Origin of the sequence: Streptomyces sp. RP5T, assembly GCF_003933965.1 — a bacterium.
Taxonomy (GTDB): Bacteria; Actinomycetota; Actinomycetes; order Streptomycetales; family Streptomycetaceae; genus Streptomyces.
Genome location: NZ_RSAJ01000612.1, coordinates 1 through 4,846 on the forward strand (window position 1 = coordinate 1; position 4,846 = coordinate 4,846).

The 4,846-nt window shown below is 68.8% G+C and carries 1 protein-coding gene; it reads right to left on the minus strand.

The genetic code is table 11. From position 1 onward, the window contains the following. Nucleotides 1–4,785 (minus strand): lonely Cys domain-containing protein (locus EHS43_RS37580; protein WP_125195104.1); only part of this gene is annotated, 4,785 nt, incomplete at its 3' end. Nucleotides 4,786–4,846 lie beyond the last annotated feature (61 nt).

Genomic DNA, 4,846 nt, shown 5'->3' on the forward strand with positions numbered 1-4,846 from the left:
CGCCTCCACCGTACGCTGCAACTCCAGGGCCCCCGACGCCGCGTCCGGGATCACCAGCACCACCGCCACCTCTTGCGGCAGCTTCGCCAGCTCCGGATCGTCCGCCAGTGTCCGGGCGAACTCCCCGTAACTCACCACCTCTCCCTTGACCAGCACACCATCGGATTCCAACTGCGCCGCGTACACGAAGGCCGTGTCCCCCCACGGGGCGTCGTCCTCCGACACCAGACCCAGCTCGCCGTCCGGCAGGAGCGTGTACTGCCGCACCTTCCCGACCAGCAGCCGATCGAACTGCTCATCCGTCAGATCACGTCCCCGCACCGCACCCGACGCGTCCCGCATCAGCGTCTCGGGCGAGAACAACGGGCTGGACGGCGGCTGCGCATGCGTCGGCCCGTCCAGTTGCGCCGTGCTCGCGTTGGACACCGCAGGTGTCGCCGAGACCGTAGGCGTAAGGGCGGGAGGAGCCGCCGGCAGAAGCCCGTTCCTCAGCCACTGCCCCGGCGCCCCGGTAACGGGCTCCCGAAGGACCTGGATGGCGAACAGTCCACCGCCCGGGTCCCAGATCTTGGTGAGACCGCTGTAGCTCCAGTTGGGGCGGTAGGTGCGCAGGAAGAACTGACTCAGCACCTGCCACCTCGGGACCCCGGGACCGGACGCGAGAGCGAGAAGCGGAACCTTCAGCGGCTTCTCATGCAACTTCCTTGCCAGCCACAAGAGTTCCACGAACTCACCGTCAGGTACCCGGGCACCGGCCAGCCTGGGCAGATGCAGGATCCGGGTGCCCGTCGGGTCCGTGTCGGTCCAGATCACGAACGGCTCCTCCGGCGCGGACTGCCCGGGCACCGCCCACGGCGGAACGGAGAACACGAAGGAGGCCCCGCTCGAACCGGCCACTTCCTCCACCAGCTCGTCGGCGTCCACGCCACCGGGCGCCGGCACACCGCTCCAGTTGAACCCCTGGTCGTTCCCTTGACCGAGACCGGCCGAGGGTTCGAACGCCCCCATGGACACCAAGTGATACGCCGCCAGCACGTGCGGCTTCCCGATGTCCAGGCCCTGTGCGATCGCCTGCGCGGTCAACATCGCCAAACTGATGCGACCCGCCGCACCCCACGGGGCGCCGGGCGGCAGGTGGAGCACCTGGCGCCCGAACTGCTCGAACACCACCGGTGACAGGCCGGCGAGATACTCGTAGGACCGGACCAGCGCCCAGAACGCCCGCGCGGTGTCCTGCGGCGTTACCGACGTGGTTTTCGGGATCCCGACCACGTTCCGCACGCCGTCACCCGCACCTGCTTGGAGGAACTGGTGGGCGACAGCGTCCACGATCGGGCTGTGCAACTCCTTGCTGAGTTCGGCCTGGGCCTGCGCGACCAGCCGCGCTCTGGCAGTGTCCAACACGGCAAGGAACGCAGCCTGGTTCGGCGTGCCTCCTCCGAGCCGCCGGGCATAGAAACCCCACAGGTCCATACGGAACGGCGTCAACCGGCGCAACGCTGGGTCGTTGTTCCGCAGCTTCTCCAGTGCGCCAATACCCTTCAGGACCCGCTCGTACCGGCCCCCCGGCACCCAGCGGTCATCCTCGATTCCGTTACCGAAGGCACGGCGCAACGCCCGCACCAGGCGTTGCATGGTCCTCAGCGTGTCCTGCGAGACCGCCCCCGGCCCACTGTGCAGTTCCGCGTCCCGGGCCAACCTCTCCAATTCGCCGGGCAACGGCTCCGGAAGGAAGGTGACAATGCGCCCCTGCGTCCCGTCTCCCGCATTTGCCAGACCGTGTTCGCCACCTGCCATCAGGAAGGTCATCATCAAGGGCGCGGACGTTTTCATCCTGCTGGTGTTGGCCGCGTGCTGGGCAACCGAGACGTCTTCCAGGGGATCGTCGACGTGGGGCGGCGGCATGTTGACCGGCTGGTGCTGTGTCGGGTCACCCGCCGAAGCCCCGTGGCAGACCTCCAGTGCCAGCTGATAGCCGAGTCTCTGTTGCAACGCCATCTCGGGCAGCCCGCCGATGTACCGCCCGCCGTCCTGTGCCGACAGCGTCACCATGCGGCCGTCACGCAGAGGAAGTTCCAGCCCACCCGGGCCCCCGTGGCTCATGTAGGCGTACACCGCCGGTGTGGGATTCAGCGGTGCTGTGCTCTGGCCGATGACTCGGCCGTCCTCGTCCGTCGCGGTGCGCACCAGGGTCCGCCTCTGGAAGTACTCGCGCATGCGGTCTTCACGCGCCCGCACCGAGTCGGGCTGGGTCATGCGGCCGAACCATCCTCGCCCGTCAGCGAAGAGGAGCCGGGTGTCGACATCACTGTCCTTGAACCTGGTGCCGTCCAGCGCGGTCCACTCACGGTCGACGAAGGGCGGATCCGTCGGCCCCGCGCTCGCCCAGCCCCCGTAGGGCACACCCGCGTCACGGTCGATCAACGCCGGGACATGCTCAGGACGGGTCCCGTCGCGCTGCAGACGAGCCACATCAGTGGGGCCCCACACCGTCCTCCCCCACCGTGAGGCCGCCGTCTTGATGAACTGCTGGTAGTGCCCGCCCACATAGGGGATCACCAGCACCGCAGGCACATCGTCCGGCAGGTTCGCCAGCTCCGGATCCGCCGCCAGCCTCCCCGCCAGCTCCTCCGCGGTCAGCACCTCACCGTTGAAGGTATCGACCACCTGGCCGTCATCGCTGTCAGCCCACACAACCCACGCGTCATCAGGCCACGGCGCACGCTCCTGCGCGGGAGCGCTCACCCGCTTGGGGTTCACCCCCAGAGGAGCCTCGTAAACCCGAGCCAGCCCCGTCAGCAGACGACTCACAGGCTGACCCGTCAAGTTACGCCCACGCACCACACCGGCCCCGTCCCGCATCAGGGTCTGGGGGGACAACAAGGGGTCGGCGGGTCCGTCAGAGGTCTGGTCAGCCGACATGTTCAGCGGGTTCGACTGCTGAGCCACGGGCGGGGCGGCAGGGGCCGCCGGGGCGGTGACAACCACGGACTGGTGGGGCAGTTTGCCCGTCTGCGCTTGGTACAGCACGTGTTCCAGCGCGTTCGCGGACAACGACCGGTCCCAGCCCTGTCCCTCGGCATAATCGCCCACGATCTGTTCCAGCGACCGCCAGGTCAGCGGCCCGGTGTCCGGGTTGCCCGGGGCGTTCATCCGCAGGGACTCCAGCGCGCCGAAGCCCCGGATCAGGTTCTGGAACTCCGCCACCCTGCTGGGATTGGTGTCGATGTCCACGCCGTGGGTCTCCCGCAGCGCCCGCACCCACCGCAGCGCCCGGGTCGATCTGCCCTGCACGTGCGCGGGCAGGCCCGCCATGTCGGCCAGAGCGGTGAGCCTGGTGTCATCAGGCCTGGGACGGAACTCGCGGTAGCGGAACTGAGGCTTGTCCGGATCGTCGTACTTGAGCAGCCGCGTCCCCTCAGCCTTTCGTTGCCATCCCTGACGCGACTCCGCCGTGAATACCTGACGACCAACCAGGTCCGCGACGTCCTGGCCCTCAGGCGGCGACTCCAGGCGGTCTCTCCCCGGTCGTACCTGGCCGAGTTCACACCACAGCAACCAGACCGGGTTCTCCGGCCGCATCCGCTGCAGACTCTTACTCCTGCTGAGGAGTCTGCCGAGTTCCCCCTCGCGCAATTTGCGGCGATGGCCGGTGCTCCGCTCCACCACACCCGGGTAACCGGCGGCTCCGTGTCCGGCGGCGATGTACGCCTCGCCCAACTTCCGGGGCAACGGCCGCAGTCCGCTCTCCCTCGTGGCCTCGACCCCCGGGGTCCCCAGATACACGTCGACGTAGTGCTCGACTGCGGCGAGCTCCCGCACCGCGCCCTCCGTCGACGCCATGTCCAGCGCGCTGAGGTAGGCCCGTCCCACCCCCCGCTGTCCATCGACGGTCGTCAGCGTGTACGTCGACAGCTCGTCTTCCCTGACCCACGTCCCGTCGTGCATCGCCACCACGGCGTCGGGCTCGTCCGGCACCAGACCCGGATCGCTGGGAATCCAGATCCCCACGGGAATCGTCCCCAGGTTGGGGTTCGCGAGACCGGGATACCGCCAAGGGCTGCCGTCGCTGTCCGATTCCAACCGGAGCGTGCCGTCGGTGTGCCACACTCGCGTGTTGATCCGGTCCGCCAGCCGCCGCGCCATCGACTCGCTGACGCCGTCGACCAGCAACACCACCGGAACACCAGGGGTCCGGGACGGGTCGTGCACCACCAGTTCGAGCAGCTCGTCCTGGTCGATCTCCACCGGGTTTCCCTGACCGTTGTCCAGGACGATCAGTCCCGAGGGCGCCCGCTCCGCCACCACCGCATAGGCCTGCTGGCCCCACAACGACGGGACCTGGTGGAAGGCGCCATGCCTGTCTTGTACGCCCGTCCTGTCCAACAACAGGTGCAGTTTCCGCCCCGTCAGGTTGCGTCCCTTGAAGTGGCCGTCGTCGTTCAGTCCCGTGGCGGTCGACAGCGCTCCCGACCGCTCAAGGTGATAGGCCGCCACCGCAGCCAGACTGCCGGCCCGACCCCGCTTTTCCGCGCTACCCGTCACCGACAGGGCCTGGAAGACGAGCTCCGGGGTCACGTGCATGCCGGGGGCGAGATGGAGGACGCGCCGAGTGAGTCCCCGCAGGTCGATCGGCCCTGTGCCGAAGTTCCGGTCCCCCCTGCGCGCCGCGTCCAGAACCGCGAGCGTGTTCAGCGTCTGCGGAAAGGCGGGGTTCGTCGGAGCATCCGGACCGAACTCCTGGATGAGCGCGGCGGTCAGCGCGTTCCAGTGCGCGGGCGTCATGCCACTGGGCGGCGGCGCCGGAGCGTCCGTGATCCCGCCGGCCGGGTGCACGGGGGGCGCG